The following is a 17,191-nucleotide window of genomic DNA, read 5'->3' as shown; positions in this document are numbered from 1 at the left end:
ATCCTATGGAAAAAGCGATCAACATGAACAGGCCTTCCTCATCTGATGGGATGAGCCGGATAGACGGGCGGTTAAAAGTTACCGGAGCCGCCAAATATTCTGCAGAGTATTCAGTCGATGGATTAACTTATGGGGTATTAGTCGGCAGTACCGTAGCCAAGGGTACCATTGCCGCTTTTGACACTAAAGCAGCAGAGCGTGCACCGGGTGTATTGGCTGTAGTTACTTACCTTAATGCGCCCAAGGTTCCCGGATTTCAGCCGGATCAAAAAGGTGTAAGGGCCCAGTTAAAAGTATTTAATGACGATAAAATATTTTACAATGGGCAACCGGTGGCGCTGGTTATCGCCGATACTTATGAGCGGGCCCTGTATGGCGCGTCGCAGGTTAAGGTTACCTATAATAAAGAGGAGCATCAAACCAGCTTAACGGACAATTTTGGAAAAGGATTTCCGCCGCGAGGCGATGGTTTGTATAAACGTGGTACTGAGGATGCCTGGAAATCGGCACCCATTAAGTTGGAGCAGGAATACATTGTGCCCACCAACACGCACAACCCCATGGAGCTGCATGCCATTATTGCCCGCTGGGATGCCGATGATAAAATTACTGTTTGGGATAAAACCCAGGGTGTTAAAGCTACCCAGCGCGATATTTCACAGCTGTTTAAAATACCATTGGAGAATGTGCAGGTAAACTCCCGCTTTGTGGGCGGTGCCTTTGGCAGCGCGCTGCGCACATGGCCGCATGAAATTGTAGCTATATTGGGAGCTAAGGTTGTTAAGAAACCGGTAAAGCTGGTGCTTAGCCGGGCAGATATGTTCACTTCAGTAGGATACCGCCCCCATACCTGGCAAAAAATAGGTATTGGAGCCACTGCGGATGGAAAATTGACCGGTATTACCCACCAGGCCTACGGACAAACATCGCCTTATGAAAACTTTACCGAAGGAGCTGTTAATGTGAGCCAGAGCCTGTATGCATGTCCTAACGTAAACACCAAGTATAATTTAGTGGCCCTTAACGTAGGTACACCAACCTGGATGCGCGGTCCTGGAGAAGCTACGGGCGCGTTTGCGCTGGAATCTGCACTGGATGAGCTTTCTTATGCCTTAAACATCGACCCTATTGAGCTGCGTATTCGTAATTATGCCGAAACCGATCCAGAAAATGGTAAACCATTTTCGAGTAAATATTTGAAAGAGGCTTATCAGCTTGGAGCCGACAGCATTGGCTGGAGCGATCGAAAACAACAGCCTGGAGCCGTAAAAAAAGAGGGCTGGTTTGTAGGCTATGGCATAGGCTGCGGCATGTTTGGCGCTTACCGCAGTGGCGCTACGATTAAAGCCACCATGAAGGCTGATGGCACGCTGCATTTACAAAGCGCGGTAAGCGATATCGGTCCGGGAACAGGAACCGCTATGGTATTGATTGCTGCCGAACAAATGGGGATGCCGGCAGATAAAATCAGCTTTGAAAATGGGGCCTCTGACCTGCCCCAGGCACCAACGCAAGGCGGCTCAGCAACAACGGCGAGTGTGGGCTCTGCAGTGCACCAGGCCTGTGTGGAGCTGAAAGATAAAATTCAAAAACTGGCAGGCAATAGCGGGACGGATAAGCCCGATTACGCGCAAATACTTAAACAACATGATCTGCCGTCACTGGAGGTGATTACCAAATCAACCGGTGGCGAAGGCAGGGACAAATATTCGATGAGCTCATGGTCGGTACACTTTGTTAAGGTATTGGTAAATGCCTCAACAGGTGTAGTGAAGATTGATAAGGTAGCTTCAGTGGCCGATTGTGGTACCATTATCAGTCCTAAAACAGCCCGTAGCCAGATCGTTGGTGGCGCTATCGGCGGTATAGGTATGGCGCTGATGGAAGAGGCGGTGATCGACCATCGCTATGGCCGTTATATTAATAACAACTATGCCGATTATCATGTACCCGTAAATGCCGACATCCCGCAAATAGACGCCCTGTTTGTAAATAAACCCGACCCAATTCTGAACCCGATGGGCGCAAAAGGCATGGCCGAAATAGCCCTGGTAGGTATGGCAGCTGCAGTAGCTAATGCCGTTTATAACGCTACAGGGAAAAGGGTAAGGGAATTGCCTATAACACCTGATAAGGTAATAGCGTAAGTCTTTAAGTATTAACCAGCATGTCATTGCGAGGTACGAAGCAATCCCCAATAGGCAGAGCCCCTCTGTAAATTGCCACGCTATCGCTCGCAATGACTGATTTGGCGGGCATAACTACTGCAATAGCTTATCCAGCTTTTCATACAATTCATGAGAATGATCGGGGCCTGTGGCATTACTGTCAATTATATTTCCGTTTGCATCTATAAGGCAGTAATGAGGTATGCCCTCAATGCCATAAGCTTTGCATACCGGGTTTTTTGTCCAGCCTTCTGCTATCAGGTTAACACCATGCAGGTTCAATTTACTAAGATTCGTTTTCCAGGTACTTTCATTAACATCTACACAGATGTTGATAAATACGATGTTCTTATTTTTATACTTTTCATGCAGTGCCGGAACATCATCTTTAATCGCATTGATACAGGGGCCACAATGTACACCCCAAAAATCAAGATATATTGCTTTCCCTTTAAACTGAGCTAAAGAAACCGGTTGCCCGTTCTCGTCCTTAAGCACAAAACCGGGCGCCGGTGTACCCGGCTTTAAACGTTGAATGTTTGCATAAAATTTTTTTAAGGTGTCGGCATAATAAGGTGTTTTTATTTCGGGCATAAATTGGTTGTACACCTTGGTGGCCTGGTCAAAAGGTATGCTTTTAAAGTTAGCAATAATGCACTTTGTAAGGTACCAATCCCTAAGCTCATACATATGGAATGCCATAAAGCCTGCGTAACCGGTATTCAAAGCAATGGTGTTTACAGAGCGACCTGGGTTATCAGTGGGCCCCCATGTAGTAAAGGGCATATCAAGTCGTACATAATCATATAAAAAATCGCGGTAACAGAAGCTTGTTTCAAAATAAATTGTCGACTCCATGCGATAACTGGCGCCATTGAATTTGGGTGAAGGATGTTCCAGGGATAATTCATGGGTTTTTAACAAGTGATGGTCAAGCAACATAGATGCCGATTTAAAGTATACATCCAATCCCATTTTAAAAGCTCCGGCATTGGTACAATTACCAGAAAGCAGTAGTTCAACAGCTTTGTTATAATATTGATTAACCTTTGAAAACTTAACCGAATCAGACGCGGTTTCGCTGTACAAAACTTGCTGTAACTCAGGAGAGGACGTGCGGAGAAACTTGTATAATAAAATGGCCGTTTGTATATCGTTATCGCGATCAGCTGCTTTCACTGTAAGGGTGTTGGCTATATTCTGTGCATCCCAGTTAACAGTTATCGTGTCGTTTTTTTGGAGATATAAAAGCACTCCTCCATTTAGTTGAAAAAGGATATCGGTATAGGGGCCTTCGAGTTTTATTCTTTTTAAAAAGTCACCATGTTCATCAACCGTAACTGCAACGTTTTTGTATCCGAGGTAGTTTACCGTAACATATTCCCAAAAGGTATTGCCAGTATTTTTTATATGACCTTTAATTACGGCGTAACCGTAATTTGGTGTCGGTTTAATTTGCTGGGCAGTCAGCTTTAAGGTCAGTGCGGTAAAAAGCAGGATGAATAAGTATTTCATGAGAGTAGATAAGGTATAAGTAATAAGGTTAAGGTTTAACATCCAAAGTAAGGATAAGAAGAGCCTTCGCCAATGGACTTTTGACTGCTATTGATGGACGATATACCGAATGATTAGTACGGATACAAATAAATATCGGGCATAAACTAATTAAATAGTAATGTTTGTAAATTTATTTGCACAAACACACAACCAGAATGGTTTAACAACGTATTCTTATTGTATCATTAAACACAAAAAAACACCCATGAAAAAACTAATTCTTTTAACCCTTTTTATTTGTCTTGGCGTTGTTGCCTTTGCACAGCGCAAGGTGGTTTGCTGCAGCAAACCTTCGGCAACAAGGCAGTTTGCCATGCTGGCCTCCAGCGAAAAATTCAGATCTGCCCACAAAAACCCATTGCCCATTCATTTCCAAAGTACTATTGGTACAGCTATCACCTATAAAACCGCTGATGGTAAAGAATCAACCGCCTACTTGCTGAAAGCCAAAAAGGCCACTAATAACTATATCTTGGTAATACACGAATGGTGGGGATTGAATGATTTTGTAAAGAAGGAATCTGAAAAGATCTACAATGATCTGGGCAATGTCAACGTGATCGATCTTGACCTTTACGATGGTAAAGTGGCCACGACAAAAGAAGACGCGGGCAAATTTATGCAGGCCGTAAATGAAGATCGGGCAAAAGCCATCATCAATGGAGCCATTGCTTATACTGGCCCTAAGGCACATATTGCTACTATTGGCTGGTGTTTTGGTGGCGGCTGGAGCCTGCAAACCAGTTTATTGGCTGGTAAAAAAGCTGCCGGTTGTGTAATGTACTACGGGATGCCAGAGCAGGATGTTAACCGTTTAAAAACATTAAATGCCGATGTGTTGGGAAACTTCGCCAATAAAGATCAATGGATAAACCCCAAAGTGGTGGGCAAATTTGATGCGGACATGAAAAAGGCAGGTAAAAAACTGTACCTGCACCAATATGATGCTGATCATGGATTTGCCAACCCTAGCAACCCCATTTATGATAGCAATGCAACCAAAGATGCATACGCCAATATAATAGTTTTTTTAAAAGCACGTTTAAAATAAACAAAACGTATAATGTGACGTTATACCGGGCAAGCGAAAAGCTCGCCCGGTTTTTTTGTAACATTGCATAAAATTTACCTTTGACTACTTCTACAAAAAAAATAGTTTCCTTTTCGCTTAAAGCGGCCGTATTGATTATGGCCGGCTGGTATATATATCACCAGTTTTATAAAAAAAATGACGACCTCAAACAGTTTCAAACTTTAACCGCTCAAATAAACAGTACTCATGTGTTTATAGTTATGGGTATAGTGGTTTTATTAATGGGGGTTAATTGGGTGCTGGAGGCGTTTAAGTGGCAGTATTTGGCTAAACGGCTGGTTAATATTTCTATATGGGAAGCAATAGAGGCGGTTTTTTGCGGACTTACCTGGGCTATTTCCACACCGAACAGGGTTGGCGAATATGGTGGCCGGGTTATGTTTTTACCTAACCGTAAACGGATACACGGTGTTTTTGCCATGGCAGTTGGCGCTTTTGGGCAAATTATTATGACCAACCTTTTAGGTTTGATAGCCATAGTGTGGCTTTTTTATAATTACATCCCGGTAAGTACCTGGCTATTTGTGGTGATCATCCTGATTTCGGTGTTAACCCTGGCCATATTGCTCATCTGCTTTTTTCACATCAAAGGCATCATTAGTTTACTTAACCGGATAGCCTTTCTCAGAAAATACAACAAGTTTTTTGAGATCATGGGTCGGTATAAAACCAATGAGCTGATTCGTATCCTGGGGTTTAGCATGGCCCGCTACGTTACGTTTACCATTCAATACTGTATTGTGTTTCACCTGCTTATTCCGCAGTTCGCGTTTTTTCCAATGGTGATGATGCTGTTTGTTTATTTCTTTGTAACATCGGCCGTGCCCTCGCTTGATCTGCTTGATGTAGGTGTGCGAAGTTTTACCGCCTCGCACTTGTTTGCCTATGTAACCGATCAAAAAATAGCTATTATTGCCGGCGTGTCGTCAATATGGCTCATCAATTTAATTATTCCGGCTATTTTAGGGTCTTTATTCGTTTTTAAACTCAAATTCTTTGATCGCACTGCATAGTTTTGTTTCGCTGTTTTTAACAGGTATTTACCTGCTATTATTAATTTATTTGATACGTGGATGGAGCAAGGTAAAGGTCACTCCGGCAAAAAACGCACCCTTCCATACCAAAGTTACCATATTGATAGCTGCCCGTAACGAGGAAGAGCGGATCAGTTTAACTATTGATGATGTTTTAGCACAGGACTATCCCAAACATTTGTTCGAAGTAATTATTGTTGACGATCACTCCACCGATAATACTGCAGCCATCATCAGCAGCTATGCCAACCGCGGCGTTAAATTGTTGCAATTGCAGGAAGAACGCGCGCTCAACTCCTACAAGAAAAAGGCTATAGCCGAAGCCATCAAATTATCCACTGGCGAGCTCATGGTTGCCACCGATGCCGATTGCCGCATGGGGCCTGCCTGGTTATCATCCATTGTAGGTTATTACGAAACCAATAACCTGGTCATGGTATCATCACCGGTAACTTACTTTGAGGAGCGTTCGCTGTTTGAACTGATGCAAACCCTGGAGTTTGGCTACTTAATTGGCATTGGCGCCGCATTTATTGGCAATGGCCGGGCATCAACTTGTAATGGGGCAAATTTTGCCTATCGAAAAGATGTATTTTATGAGGTTGGCGGTTTCGCCGGTATTGATGACCTGGCATCTGGTGATGATGAATTGTTATTGCAAAAAGTTGCCGAACGCTACCCCGGTAGGATCGGCTTTTTAAAACAAACCGAAGCTGTGGTATATACTCACGCCAAACATACCCTGCAGGAGTTTATGCAGCAAAGACGCCGCTGGGCTTCCAAATCAACCAAATACAAGGATAAAAAAGTGGTGGCCTTTGGTTTATGTATCTGGTTATTTAATGTTTCGTTGCTGGTTAACGCGGCATTGGGCTTTTATGACCTGTATTTTTTAAAGCTATTCCTGGTTCAATTTTTACTGAAATACCTGTTCGAGATCCTTTATCTGCTGCCTATAACTACATTTTTTAAGCGTACCTACCTGGTAAGTTTGCTTATCTTGCTCATTCCAGTGCACATCGTATATTTTGTGGTGATTGGGCTGATGGGCAACAATCGTAAATACCTGTGGAAAGATAGAGTAGTGAAATAACAAGCCATTGTAAAGATTGATTTACCCGTTTGTTAATTGCCCCTTTTTAAGCGATATTTAGCCGAAAGCAAAATTACTATTGGCAGAACTTACCCCATCAAAACGTACCTGGCAGGCGTTTAAACGCAATAAGATTGCCCTTGCCGGGCTTGTTTTTATTATATTGACCTTATTGGTGGCCATAATGGGCTATTTAATCATGCCCGATCAGAGTCCGCATGCTAATAATATGACCATTCAGCTCAGTATCAAGAAACCAGGGTCCTCTTTTATGATGTTGCAGGTACGTAAAAGTGAGCCGGTTGATACCGTGAATTTTTTTACCCGGATGCTTTTTGGCCAGCCATCGTTTTACCGGGATGTTCCTATTACCGGTTACCATTTTGCACAAGACTCTATCGTTGTAAATGAATACATAGGCGATGAGGACAAACCCGAAAGAAAAGCTTATAATATTTTTGAAGTAGTGAACGGGATTAAACCCCGGTACCATTATGGTTCGGTATTATTAAATCCGGGTATTTCAGTCAATAGAAGTAAGGAGATCTATAAACGTTTTACAGATAAGATAGTAGCCGATCAGATTGTTTCCCGCACATTTTGGCTGGGCACCGATATTTACGGGCGGGATATGCTGAGCCGGATGTTACTGGGCACCCGCATATCACTGGCCGTGGGCCTAATGTCGGTACTGATCAGTATGTTGCTCGGTGTAACCATAGGCGCCATTGCCGGCTTTTTTGGTGGTTGGATAGATGCTTGCCTCAGCTGGCTGATGAATATTTTATGGTCCTTACCCGCCCTGTTGCTGGTTATTGCCATATCATTTGCTTTAGGCAAGGGGCTGTGGCAAATATTTATAGCGGTAGGCCTATCCATGTGGGTTGAAGTAGCCCGCCTGGTTCGTGGCCAGGTGATGAGCCTTAAACAGGTAGAATATATTGAAGCGGCCAGGGCTTTGGGTTTTAACAATACCCGCATTATTACCCGGCATATCTTACCTAACATAACCGGACCTATCCTGGTGCTGGCATCATCTAATTTTGCTTCGGCTATCCTGCTCGAGGCCGGACTTAGCTTTTTAGGTTTTGGCGCACAGCCACCCATGCCCACCTGGGGCGGAATGATAAAAGAACATTATGGCTATATTGTCATGAACTCGGCGTACCTTGCCATCATTCCGGGTTTGGCCATTATGTTATTGGTATATGCTTTTAATCTCGTTACCGTTGGCTTGCGCGATGCCTTCGATATAAAATCACAAAGTACACGCATTTGAAAATATTTTTTTACTTTAGTCAGTGACTACTAACAACAGATGCAATACATAGAAGATAATTCTGGTGAAGATGAATTAATCAGCTTGTTGCTCAAAAGACAGTCGGAGTTAAACTCCCTGTTAGAGATTACCCGGGCCATTAATAAAAACACCGCTACTCCTATACTTATACAAATGCTTGAAGTGATCTTGCAAAGTTATCTGCAGGTAGGGAAACTTCGCTTTTTTATTGAGAAGGAAAATAAGTTTGTCTGTATCTCCAAATATGGCGGTGAGATCGAATCTGCCATTCTGTTGAGTAGAGCTTGTAATAAGTTGAGCAAGATTAAATCGCCCGTTGCTATAACTGATCATCACGATCCCCTGCTTCAAAAATATAACTACTTTATCCCCATACATCACAAAAGCAAAGTTTTAGCCTACGCGCTCATCGGTGATTTCAACACCTCCGGCGAGATGCTTAACAACGACCTGAACTTTATTCAAACGCTCATGAATGTAATCATTGTGGCGTTGGAAAATAAAAAGCTGTTTCGGGAACGTTTGCAATCAGAGCGTTTTCAACGCGAAATGGAACTCGCTGTTGAAGTGCAAAATATGCTGATCCCCCTGCGAATGCACAAGGATGACAGTGTAGAAATAGGCGCCAAATACCTGCCGCATCAAAATATAGGAGGTGACTATTTTGACTTTATCCGACTTAATGAAAACGAGTTTTTGTGGTGCATTGCCGATGTATCGGGCAAAGGTATTTCGGCCGCTTTGCTCATGGCCAACTTTCAGGCCAGTTTGCATGCCTGGGCCGCGGTAGAGGAAGACCTGACCAATATTATTGACCGCCTCAATAAAATAGTGTTGAGCAATACCAAGGGCGAAAGGTTTATAACCCTGTTCCTGGCCCGGTACAATGAAAAAAAACGCAAGCTCAACTATATTAATGCAGGCCACAACCCCAGCATCCTGTACTCAGATGGAGAAGCCATACATTTAAAATTGGGCACCACCATGATCGGGGTTTTTGAAGAACTGCCGTTTTTAAATGAGGGTGAGATTGATATGGAACCCGGTAGCCTGATATTTAACTATACCGATGGGCTGATGGACTTTGAAACCATCAACACCAAGATCTGGAACGAAGATAAACTGCTCGATTTTGTAAAGACTCATGGGCATTTATCCCCCGATAATTTTAATGATACCCTTCTGGAGCATTTGAACCACGTGGTTAAAAGCAAATCCATTGATGATATTACCCTGCTTACATTAAGGATATTTTAATTCTATAGTATCGAGTAGCTAGTATCAAGTATCACGATTTTTGATGTTCTGTGTAAGAAATACAAAGGCCTTAATGATTTCATACCTGATGCTTTTTTACATGTGTTTTAAAATAGTGTAGCTGTCATGATACTTGATACTAGCTACTTGATACTTTCTTATATTTGCCCATATGTTATCAGCCAGGTACCAGTATGATTTGATTGAGGCGGGATGCGATGAAGCCGGGCGTGGCTGTTTGGCCGGACCTGTGTTTGCTGCTGCGGTAATACTTCCGCCAGATTTTGACCATCATTTGCTGAACGACTCCAAACAATTATCTGAGGATATAAGATACCAGCTACGGACAGAAATAGAACAAAAAGCTATAGCCTTCGCCGTGGCATCGGTTGATAACCTGGAGATCGACAAGATCAATATTTTAAATGCCTCTTTCCTGGCGATGCACCGGGCTATCGAAAAATTACATTTAGCCCCTCAGTTTCTAATTATCGACGGCAACCGTTTCAAAAAATATCCTGACATTCCGCATGAATGTATCATCAAAGGCGACGGTAAATTTTTCAGTATAGCAGCGGCATCTATATTGGCCAAAACCTATCGTGACGATTTTATGCTGCAGATAGCGGCCGAGCATCCTGAGTATGATTGGCATAGCAATAAAGGCTACCCTACCATTAAACACCGCGAAACGGTCATGAAGATAGGATATACCCCATATCATCGCCGTACTTTCCGTGTTACCGACCCGCAGTTAAGTATTTTTTAACGATACCTTTGATTACGGCGTTTTGGTTGGTATTTTTGCACCAAACCAGATATTCAATTGAAAATCCTTATTTTAACTCACCGAGTGCCGTTTCCGCAAAACGGAGGCTATGCCATTGTGGTGTGTAACACCATAAAAGGCCTGGTTGCGCTTGGACATAAGGTATCGTTGGTGGCGTTGAACGCCAAAAAATATAACGGAAGCCCACACGAAGTAACGGATGACCTGCTGACTAAAATAAATTATACTACCTATAATATCGACATCAGTATATCCATGCTGGATGGACTAATAAACCTGATCAGCAAAAAATCAAATGATATTGACCGGTATTATGATGCAGAGTTCGAAAAACTATTAATACGTGAGCTTAGGCAAACGGCTTATGATATTGTGCAGTTTGAAGGTTTGTTTGTAACCCCTTACTTAGCGGCTATACGTAAGCATTCCAGGGCCAAACTGATTTATCGCTCACATAATATTGAGCACCAGGTATGGCAACGGCTGGCGCAGCAAAAAAGCGACCTGTTTAAAAAATGGTATCTGCGTATGCTGGCCCGGCGGGTAAAGGATTATGAGCTACAGCAACTCAACAAGGTTGATGCTATTGCCGTTTTTACAACCGAAGATAAAAATACCATCCTATCATACGGAACCACTATCCCGGTTGAAATATTCCCGGTAGGGATCGATCTTACCCTGTACCGGCCCGATTTTGAAAAAACAGAATTTCCAAGCTTGTTTTTCCTGGGATCGTTAGACTGGCTGCCTAACCGCGAAGGTATTGAGTGGTTTATTGACAATTTTCATAAAGACCTCACCGATGGCGATCTGCGCGTAAAGTTTTATGTGGCCGGACACAACATTCCCGATCGTTTTGATGATTACGAAGTGATGGGTAAAATATTTATCCAGGGCGAAGTTGACGATGCGTTTGAATTTGTAAATAGCAAAGCTATTATGATTGTGCCACTTTTATCGGGCGGTGGTATGCGGGTGAAAATTGTGGAGGGCATGGCCATGAAAAAGTGTATTATTTCCACATCCATCGGGGCCGAAGGTATAAATTTCGAAAACGGCACCAACATTATTATAGCCAATAACCAGGAAGAGTTTTATGATGCCATTGAGCGTTGTATTACCGATGAGGAATATTGCCGTACTATAGGCACAAACGCGCGAAAGCTGGTTGAACAGCAGCACGATGTAAACGCGGTAAGTCATGACTTGGCGCAGTTTTATGAGAAGCTGAGTTAGTCCTTAAGTCCCCTTAAAATTTGACCTCAAAAATCAAGGCTCATTGGGCCTTAGAAATTCCCGTCAGAATAATTACTTTTGCGCCATAAACGTTAACGATGAAGAACACTGCCTTAACAGATACACACATTAAAGCTGGCGCCAAAATGGTACCCTTTGCTGGTTACAATATGCCTGTGCAATATGCCGGGATAAACGCCGAACACGAAACTGTACGTAAAGCGGTAGGTGTATTTGATGTAAGTCACATGGGCGAATTTATTTTGAAAGGCGACCATGCCCTTGACTTGATACAACAGGTTACCAGCAACGATGCTTCCAAATTATATGACGGCAAAGTACAATACTCCTGCCTGCCTAATGAGGATGGTGGTATTGTGGATGACCTGCTGGTTTATCGTTTAGATGAAAAAACCTATATGCTGGTGGTTAATGCCTCCAACATTGAAAAGGACTGGAACTGGATATCTAAATATAACACCATGGGTGTGGAGATGAAGAATATATCAGATCGCACCTCGCTGCTGGCTATCCAAGGCCCTAAAGCAGCTGAAGCACTGCAAAGCCTTACCGATGTCGACCTGGTATCTATGGAGTATTACACTTTTAACCGTGGGAAATTTGCCGGTATTGATAATGTGATCATATCTGCTACCGGATATACAGGTGCAGGTGGCTTTGAGATCTATTTCGATAACCAATATGCCGATCAGATCTGGGAAGCTATTTTTAAAGCCGGCGAACCATTTGGCATTAAACCAATCGGTTTAGGCGCACGCGATACCTTACGCCTGGAAATGGGCTTTTGCTTATATGGCAATGATATTGATGATGCCACCTCTCCGCTGGAAGCCGGTTTGGGTTGGGTAACCAAATTCAGCAAAACATTTACCAATTCCGAGGCGCTGCAACAGCAAAAACAAGCCGGTGTGAGCCGCAAGCTGGTAGGCTTTGAAATGATCGAACGCGGTATCCCCCGTCACGACTATCCTATTGTTGATGCCGACGGTAACAACATAGGGAAAGTAACATCCGGAACACAATCACCATCGCTACAAAAAGCCATTGGCATGGGTTATATAAATACCGAGTTTGCCAAAGAAGGCGCTGACATATACATCAGCATCAGGGATAACAAAGTGAAGGCTAAAATTGTAAAGCCGCCTTTCTATAAGTAGTCATTTTCTTCGGGTCATTTGGTCATTAAGTCATTTTTGTTGGCTCATTGCAATAATGACCTGATGACTAAATGATATAATGACCAAATCACAAATGACTAAAAATTTAAACGTTTGCCTTACCCCGGCATTGCTGTCGCTTTATAATGTAGAAGAATACATTGTAGTGGTTATTGATATTTTCAGGGCAACATCATCTATATGTTATGGTATTGAAAACGGTGCTGAGGCTATTATCCCGGTATCACAGGTTGAGGAGTGTTCCGCGTATAGAGAGAAAGGGCTGGATTACCTTCTGGCAGCAGAGCGTGATGGAAAAGTAGTAGACGGCTTTGATTTTGGCAACTCGCCATTCTCCTACACTGCCGAAAAGGTGGCGGGTAAAACGGTGGTGCTTACTACTACCAACGGCACGCACGCGCTGCATTTATCACGTAGCGCCAAACGTATTGTTATTGGCTCATTTTTAAATCTTACTGCATTAAGTAACTGGTTAAAAACCCAGCACGAAAATATATTACTGGTATGTGCCGGCTGGAAAAATAATTTTAACCTGGAAGACACCCTGTTCGCCGGTGCTGTAATTGAGCAGCTAAAAACCGAAGACTTTGTATTGGATGATGCCGCCATTGCCGCTAATGATCTTTTTCAGTTGGGCAAAGATGACATTAACCTTTACCTGAAGAAAACATCACACGGGGAGCGACTTAAAAAATTAGGTATAGAAAAAGATATTGAGTTTTGCTTGCAAATCGATATTACAACCGCAATCCCTGTGTTAGAGGGAGAGCGGTTGGTGAGGTTGGTTTAGGTAAGGTTCATTTTTAGTATAATACAACCATCACGTCATTGCGAGGTACGAAGCAATCTCATCCCCAGTAGAGGCACGCGAGGAGATTGCTTCGTACCTCGCAATGACATGAAAAAGAACTACTCTGCATGTTTAACCCTTCTTCTCTTTCTCCAGCTTTTTAACATGAAGTAAATAATCCCTGCAATTACCAGGAGAGGCCAGATTGAAATTATCCCGAAAAACAGGTTCTTTAAAAATACCCATCCGGTAGTGATGGAGGATTTAAATTTATAAGTAAACTGATCATCAACATTCTGGGTAGTTGCTTTTGTATAAAAAGTGATATCCAGGGAACTGTAGGCAACTTGTTTATTCAGGTAGTTCAGCTGTCCCTGGGCCGATTCAATATCGCTGCGGATCTCGGTCAGCTTATTTTCAATCTCCAGCAGGTCCGAGATCTTTGTTCCTTTTTTAAGCAGTTCGAGATAGCGGGTTTCCAGGATCTTTTTATTATCCAACCGGGTTTTCATGTCGATGTACCGGGTAGTAACATCGGTTATGGAAATGTTCTTGGTATCGATCTTATCGGCCGAGGCCGACACCGAATCAACCAAAAAGTCAAAATACTTAGCCGGGATACTTATTTTTAAATTATACTCCTTACGGTTTATATCGCTATTGGTGGTTTGATTATCCTCGTCCACATAGCCCCCATATTTTTTGAGCGATTGCAGGATCTTTTTACGGGCAGCATTAATATTGCTGGCTTCAAACTGAATAGTGCCGGTTTTAATGATCTTTTTTGTGGTATCACGTATCTGACTGGTGTTATTAGAATTGCCTGATGGCTCCGCAAGGACGACATCCTGCATAACAGAAGCTTTTTCAAGCACTTCTTCATCCGCTTTTACAACCGGGGGGGCAAACAACCTGGTTTGTGCTTTTTCTTTTTGCTCTTCAGCTTTATGTCCGCATGCAGATAGAGACAGTAATAGGGTAATCGAAATAAGATACGCTTTCATAACAAGGCTAATTAATGTGTTACCATAAATTCTGATCAGCCTTGTAAATCTACGCAAAAACAAAATTAAATTCCAAATAAATTATTATTTCAAAATATAATTCTGTTTTGTTGCTTTATTTCAGCTTTTCATTATTCTTATGCCGGTCGGCATCACGGATGCTTTTCTTTTCCATATTCTTCTCCAGCGCATCCGTGAGGTCAATTCCGGTTTGGTTAGCAAGGCATATCAATACAAACAACACATCTGCCATTTCATCTGCCAGGTTAACCTCTGTATCCGATTTTTTAAATGATTGCTCACCATACTGCCTCGCCATAATGCGGGCCACTTCACCTACCTCTTCCATCAAAATGGCTGTATTGGTAAGCTCATTAAAATACCGGATCCCCGTGGTTTTTATCCACTTATCTACAAGATGCTGCGCTTCTTTAATTTCCATAAAAAGAGTATAAATATTTTTTAGTGATTGTCTTTATCCTTTGTATCCATGATAATGGTGACCGGTCCATCGTTTACAAGACCTATCTTCATATCAGCGCCGAAAATACCCGTAGCTATCTTTTTGCCGGTAAGTGTTTCCAATGTTTTGATCATTTGCTCATACATCGGTATAGCTTTATCTGGTCTGGCTGCCTTAATAAAGGACGGCCGGTTGCCCTTTTTTGTCTGGGCAAACAGGGTAAATTGCGAGATAAGCAGGATCTCCCCGTCAACATCAGCCAGCGCTTTGTTCATCAGCCCGTTTTCATCTCCAAAAACACGCATGCCTGTAATTTTATTGGCCAGCCAATTCAAATCATCATCAGTATCGGCCTCTTCAATGCCCAATAAAACCAGGAAACCCAGTTTGATCTCGCCTGTGATCTTGCCATCAACCTTGCAGCTGGCCTCAGTAACGCGTTGTAAAACAGCTCTCATTGTTTTAAATTTTAAAGCAGCAAGTTAGTAAGAGTCAAGAATCATGAGATAAGAAACAGGATTTTTTATTTAATTCATGGCTTTTTCTTGTCTCTTGATTCTCATATCCTGTTTCTTATACAACAAAACCGTTATTTTTTGCTCAAAAAAAACTAAGTTCGCAACCGCTATTATGTTTTTTAATTAATAGGTACAAAATGACAACAAAAAGAGGCTTTACTACCACCATTTTACACGCCGACCGCTTAGGTAAACCAGAGCATGGCTCATTGCACAAACCCATACATACTTCGGTAACTTACGGACATGAGGATGTGCAGGACCTGGTTGATATTTTCCAGAACAAGAAAAAAGGCTACGCTTATTCTCGCCAGGGTAACCCTACCGTTACCGCACTGGAGCATAAGGTAACCAATATGGAAAGGGGACTATCGTCTATCGCTTTTTCAACCGGTATGGCGGCTATTTCGGCAACGGTAATGGCCCTTATAAAACACGGCGATCATATTGTTGCCAGTTCATTCCTGTTTGGTAACACCCGCAGTATCTTTCAAACTTATATTGATATGGGTTTGGATATCACTTTTGTGGATGCTACGGATGTTGAAAATGTACGCGGCGAAATTAAAGCCAGCACCAAAATGGTGTTTGTGGAAACCATTGCCAATCCTGCTACTCAGGTAGCCGACCTGCAGGGTATTGGTGAGCTTTGTTCACAAAAAGGGATCATATATGTGGTGGATAACACCATGACATCGCCATACTTGTTTAACCCTATTGATGTTAAAGCAAGCCTGGTGATCAACTCCTTAACTAAATACATTGGTGGCCATGGCGATGCCCTGGGCGGCTGTGTTACAGATACCGGATTATTTAACTGGACTACTTATCCTAATATTTTTGAGACCTTTAAAAAGCAGGTAAAACCCGAAACACTGGGCCTTACCCAGATCCGTAAAAAAGGACTTCGGGATTCTGGCGGTACATTATCGCCCGAGGCTGCACATACGATCTCTGTAGGGGCCGAAACACTGGCCCTGCGTTTGGAACGTGCCTGCAACAATGCATTGGCACTTGCTCGGTATTTTGAGGCACATCCTAAGATCAAAAAAGTATTTTACCCGGGTGTTGCAAGCCATCCGCAGCATGAGCGCGCTGGTAAACTATTCAAAAAATTCGGCGGTTTGATGAGTATTGAGCTGGATGAAAGCATTGATTGCCTGGCCTTTTTAAATAAACTGAAACTGGTTGTAAAATCAAGCAACCTGGGCGATACCCGCACCTTGTCTATTCCCGTTGCCCAAACCATATTTTTTGAATTAGGTGCCGATAAACGCGCCGAAATGGGCATCCCGGAAACCATGATCCGCCTGTCGATAGGTATTGAAGACCTGGAAGATCTGATGGCTGATTTTAAAGCCGCTTTGGATTAGAATCAAGGACTTTAGGAGCAAAGAATAAGGATTCATGGAACAAAGATTTTTGGAATAAAGAACAAGGCAAATAAAACGCTAACGATGAAAAAGATTATCCAAAAGTCTTTGCTCCTTGTTCCAAAAGTCGTTACTCCCCGTTCCCCTATCCTTGTTCTTTTTATCTTTGTTCTTGGCTCCGTCATAGGCTCTTGCCTCTCCTCCTGCCATCGGCACAACCGGGTTATCAACACTTCTTTTTATTTCTGGAAAACGGTTTATAAAAGTAACCAAGCCGAATCCGGCTATCTGAACAGGCTGCACGCGCATAAACTGT

Annotated in this window: 16 protein-coding genes; 11 read left to right on the top strand and 5 right to left on the bottom strand. The window is 42.8% G+C overall.

The window, feature by feature from the left end; genetic code table 11:
- The first annotated feature begins 5 nt into the window (after nucleotides 1-5).
- Complete coding sequence (locus tag AC57BQ_RS22590) at nucleotides 6-2,147, top strand: xanthine dehydrogenase family protein molybdopterin-binding subunit (RefSeq protein WP_496408412.1); 2,142 nt, start codon at nucleotides 6-8, stop codon at nucleotides 2,145-2,147.
- Nucleotides 2,148-2,261: 114 nt separating this feature from the next.
- Here the strand turns inward: AC57BQ_RS22590 and AC57BQ_RS22585 are convergent, their stop codons facing one another.
- The gene (locus AC57BQ_RS22585; protein ID WP_496408411.1) at nucleotides 2,262-3,683 is read right to left on the bottom strand and encodes a TlpA family protein disulfide reductase; all 1,422 of its coding nucleotides are present in this window, start codon (nucleotides 3,681-3,683) and stop codon (nucleotides 2,262-2,264) included.
- 247 nt (nucleotides 3,684-3,930) lie between these two features.
- Between AC57BQ_RS22585 and AC57BQ_RS22580 the strand changes: the two genes are divergently transcribed.
- The 9 genes from AC57BQ_RS22580 (at nucleotide 3,931) to AC57BQ_RS22540 (ending at nucleotide 13,517) form a co-directional block, all read left to right on the top strand.
- Nucleotides 3,931-4,776 (top strand): dienelactone hydrolase family protein, encoded by an 846-nt coding sequence (locus AC57BQ_RS22580; protein WP_496408410.1) that lies wholly within the window; start codon nucleotides 3,931-3,933, stop codon nucleotides 4,774-4,776.
- Nucleotides 4,777-4,856: 80 nt separating this feature from the next.
- On the top strand, nucleotides 4,857-5,831 hold the full coding sequence (locus tag AC57BQ_RS22575; protein ID WP_496408409.1) for a hypothetical protein: 975 nt from the start codon (nucleotides 4,857-4,859) through the stop codon (nucleotides 5,829-5,831).
- Nucleotides 5,815-6,945 (top strand): glycosyltransferase family 2 protein, encoded by a 1,131-nt coding sequence (locus AC57BQ_RS22570; protein WP_496408408.1) that lies wholly within the window; start codon nucleotides 5,815-5,817, stop codon nucleotides 6,943-6,945. The genes AC57BQ_RS22575 and AC57BQ_RS22570 overlap by 17 nt, the downstream gene beginning before the upstream one ends.
- A gap of 79 nt (nucleotides 6,946-7,024) precedes the next feature.
- The gene (locus AC57BQ_RS22565) at nucleotides 7,025-8,224 is read left to right on the top strand and encodes an ABC transporter permease (RefSeq protein ID WP_496408407.1); all 1,200 of its coding nucleotides are present in this window, start codon (nucleotides 7,025-7,027) and stop codon (nucleotides 8,222-8,224) included.
- 39 nt (nucleotides 8,225-8,263) lie between these two features.
- A complete protein-coding gene (locus AC57BQ_RS22560; protein ID WP_090472902.1) occupies nucleotides 8,264-9,502 on the top strand; it encodes a PP2C family protein-serine/threonine phosphatase in 1,239 nt (412 codons plus the stop codon).
- Nucleotides 9,503-9,674: 172 nt separating this feature from the next.
- The gene (gene rnhB / locus AC57BQ_RS22555) at nucleotides 9,675-10,271 is read left to right on the top strand and encodes a ribonuclease HII (protein ID WP_496408406.1); all 597 of its coding nucleotides are present in this window, start codon (nucleotides 9,675-9,677) and stop codon (nucleotides 10,269-10,271) included.
- 84 nt (nucleotides 10,272-10,355) lie between these two features.
- Nucleotides 10,356-11,528, top strand: a complete 1,173-nt coding sequence (locus AC57BQ_RS22550; protein WP_496408405.1) for a glycosyltransferase family 4 protein — start codon at nucleotides 10,356-10,358, stop codon at nucleotides 11,526-11,528.
- A gap of 98 nt (nucleotides 11,529-11,626) precedes the next feature.
- The gene (gene gcvT / locus AC57BQ_RS22545; RefSeq protein WP_496408404.1) at nucleotides 11,627-12,706 is read left to right on the top strand and encodes a glycine cleavage system aminomethyltransferase GcvT; all 1,080 of its coding nucleotides are present in this window, start codon (nucleotides 11,627-11,629) and stop codon (nucleotides 12,704-12,706) included.
- A gap of 94 nt (nucleotides 12,707-12,800) precedes the next feature.
- Nucleotides 12,801-13,517: a 2-phosphosulfolactate phosphatase gene (locus AC57BQ_RS22540; protein WP_496408403.1), complete on the top strand. Its 717-nt coding sequence runs from the start codon at nucleotides 12,801-12,803 to the stop codon at nucleotides 13,515-13,517.
- Between the two features lie 119 nt (nucleotides 13,518-13,636).
- On the opposite strand, the gene AC57BQ_RS22535 is transcribed toward AC57BQ_RS22540, so the two are convergent.
- The 3 genes from AC57BQ_RS22535 to dtd form a co-directional block, all read right to left on the bottom strand.
- On the bottom strand, nucleotides 13,637-14,521 hold the full coding sequence (locus AC57BQ_RS22535; protein ID WP_496408402.1) for a DUF4349 domain-containing protein: 885 nt from the start codon (nucleotides 14,519-14,521) through the stop codon (nucleotides 13,637-13,639).
- A gap of 115 nt (nucleotides 14,522-14,636) precedes the next feature.
- Nucleotides 14,637-14,963 carry a nucleotide pyrophosphohydrolase gene (locus tag AC57BQ_RS22530; protein WP_496408401.1) on the bottom strand — a complete coding sequence of 109 codons (327 nt, stop codon included), beginning with the start codon at nucleotides 14,961-14,963 and terminating at the stop codon, nucleotides 14,637-14,639.
- Between the two features lie 20 nt (nucleotides 14,964-14,983).
- Nucleotides 14,984-15,442, bottom strand: coding sequence for a D-aminoacyl-tRNA deacylase (dtd, locus tag AC57BQ_RS22525; RefSeq protein WP_496408400.1), 459 nt, complete (start codon nucleotides 15,440-15,442; stop codon nucleotides 14,984-14,986).
- A gap of 197 nt (nucleotides 15,443-15,639) precedes the next feature.
- On the opposite strand from dtd, the gene AC57BQ_RS22520 reads away from it, so the two are divergent.
- The gene (locus tag AC57BQ_RS22520; RefSeq protein ID WP_496408399.1) at nucleotides 15,640-16,875 is read left to right on the top strand and encodes a cystathionine gamma-synthase family protein; all 1,236 of its coding nucleotides are present in this window, start codon (nucleotides 15,640-15,642) and stop codon (nucleotides 16,873-16,875) included.
- Nucleotides 16,876-16,953: 78 nt separating this feature from the next.
- Here the strand turns inward: AC57BQ_RS22520 and AC57BQ_RS22515 are convergent, their stop codons facing one another.
- Complete coding sequence (locus AC57BQ_RS22515; RefSeq protein WP_496408398.1) at nucleotides 16,954-17,184, bottom strand: hypothetical protein; 231 nt, start codon at nucleotides 17,182-17,184, stop codon at nucleotides 16,954-16,956.
- Nucleotides 17,185-17,191 lie beyond the last annotated feature (7 nt).

This window comes from Mucilaginibacter sp. BGA-UO-ETr-C110, assembly GCF_059567985.1.
Note: the sequence above shows the minus strand (reverse complement) of the source record. Positions and strands in the feature narration are given on the sequence as shown.